3 protein-coding genes are annotated in these 1,298 nt (G+C 68.3%); all 3 read left to right on the top strand.

What is annotated here, in order from left to right; genetic code table 11:
* The first annotated feature begins 126 nt into the window (after positions 1-126).
* The gene (locus HUK84_RS18745) at positions 127-636 is read left to right on the top strand and encodes a S24 family peptidase (protein ID WP_246285776.1); all 510 of its coding nucleotides are present in this window, start codon (positions 127-129) and stop codon (positions 634-636) included.
* A gap of 108 nt (positions 637-744) precedes the next feature.
* On the top strand, positions 745-909 hold the full coding sequence (locus HUK84_RS18740) for a hypothetical protein (RefSeq protein ID WP_176641574.1): 165 nt from the start codon (positions 745-747) through the stop codon (positions 907-909).
* 71 nt (positions 910-980) lie between these two features.
* Positions 981-1,298: alternative ribosome rescue aminoacyl-tRNA hydrolase ArfB (gene arfB, locus HUK84_RS18735; protein WP_176641573.1), on the top strand; the 318-nt coding region annotated here is incomplete at its 3' end.

The raw sequence follows: 1,298 nt of genomic DNA, 5'->3' as shown, positions 1-1,298 counted from the left end.
TGATCGTCCAAGGCCCGCCCGTCGGCGTCTCCGACTGTCCGAGGCGCCATCCATCGGGTCCGGCGGACCAGCGCTGGGGGCGGATTTGGGCGGCGTTTCGCGCCGGTCGACATCTCCGCCGCGGACATGTCCCCCAAACGGGCATCGGCCCCCGATCGGAATCAGGACCGGGATCGGGATCAGGACGCACCGTCCCGCGACGGCCAGTTCCGCATCCCCGAATACAATGTGGCGCCACAGGCGGGCCCCGGCGCCATGCCCGCCCATATCGCGACCGAGGACGGCCCCCAGCCGACCGACCATTGGTCGCTGCCGCGCCGCTTCCTCAGCGCCCACACCGACAATCCCGAGGCGCTGGTGGTGCTGCGGGTCGCCGGCGACAGCATGGAGCCCGACTACCAGGCCGGCGAACGCGTGCTGGTCGATACCGCGCACCGCACACCCTCGCCGCCCGGGGTCTACGTGCTGTGGGACGGGTTCGGGCTGGTGCTGAAGCGGCTGGAAATCGAATATGGCTCGGACGATCCCGTCACCGTGCGGATCATGAGCATCAATCCCGCCTACCCGATCTATACCCGCTCGCTGGACGAGGTCCATATCAACGGCCGCGTGGTCGGGAAATGGGTCTGGAAATGACCCCCCTGCTCTTGCCCCAACTCTTGCCATGATCCTGTCGCCAGACTGAACAGGCGGGGCCCGGAAACCGGAGATCCAGGAAGCCCCGATCCCATCAGGAGGAACCCGATGACCCTGCTCCGACCCGCCTGCCTGCTGCTGGCGCTGGCCACGCTCGCCGGCTGCGTCTATGAACGCCCGCCCTATCGCGGCTGGCATCACGGCTATTATAACGGCCATTATGGCTGGTACGACGAACGCGGCGGCTGGCGCGGCGATTATCGTTATCGCTGACCCATCCATCCTTTGAACCGAGAATCCCGGCCCAGTCCAGCCGCCGGGATTCTCCACCCGGTTGCTCCTTCATGCCCATTGCGATCCTGCCCGGCCTCACGCTGCCCGATTCCGAGGTCACGGTCAGCTATATCCTCGCCTCGGGACCGGGCGGGCAGAACGTGAACAAGGTCGCCACCGCCGCCCAGCTCCGGTTCGACGCCGCCCGCTCGGCGGCGCTGCCCGAACGCGTCCGCACCCGCCTGCTCGAACTGGCCGGCAGCCGCGCGACCCAGGACGGCGTCATCGTCATCACCGCCCGGCGCTTCCGTACCCAGTTGCGCAACCGGCAGGACGCGATCGAGCGTCTGGCCGAACTGATCCGCCAGGCCGCCCACCGCCCCGCTTTC

The sequence above is a fragment of the Nguyenibacter vanlangensis genome, from assembly GCF_013376155.1.
Classification (GTDB): domain Bacteria; phylum Pseudomonadota; class Alphaproteobacteria; order Acetobacterales; family Acetobacteraceae; genus Gluconacetobacter; species Gluconacetobacter vanlangensis.
This window is presented reverse-complemented; position numbering and strand designations above follow the sequence as displayed.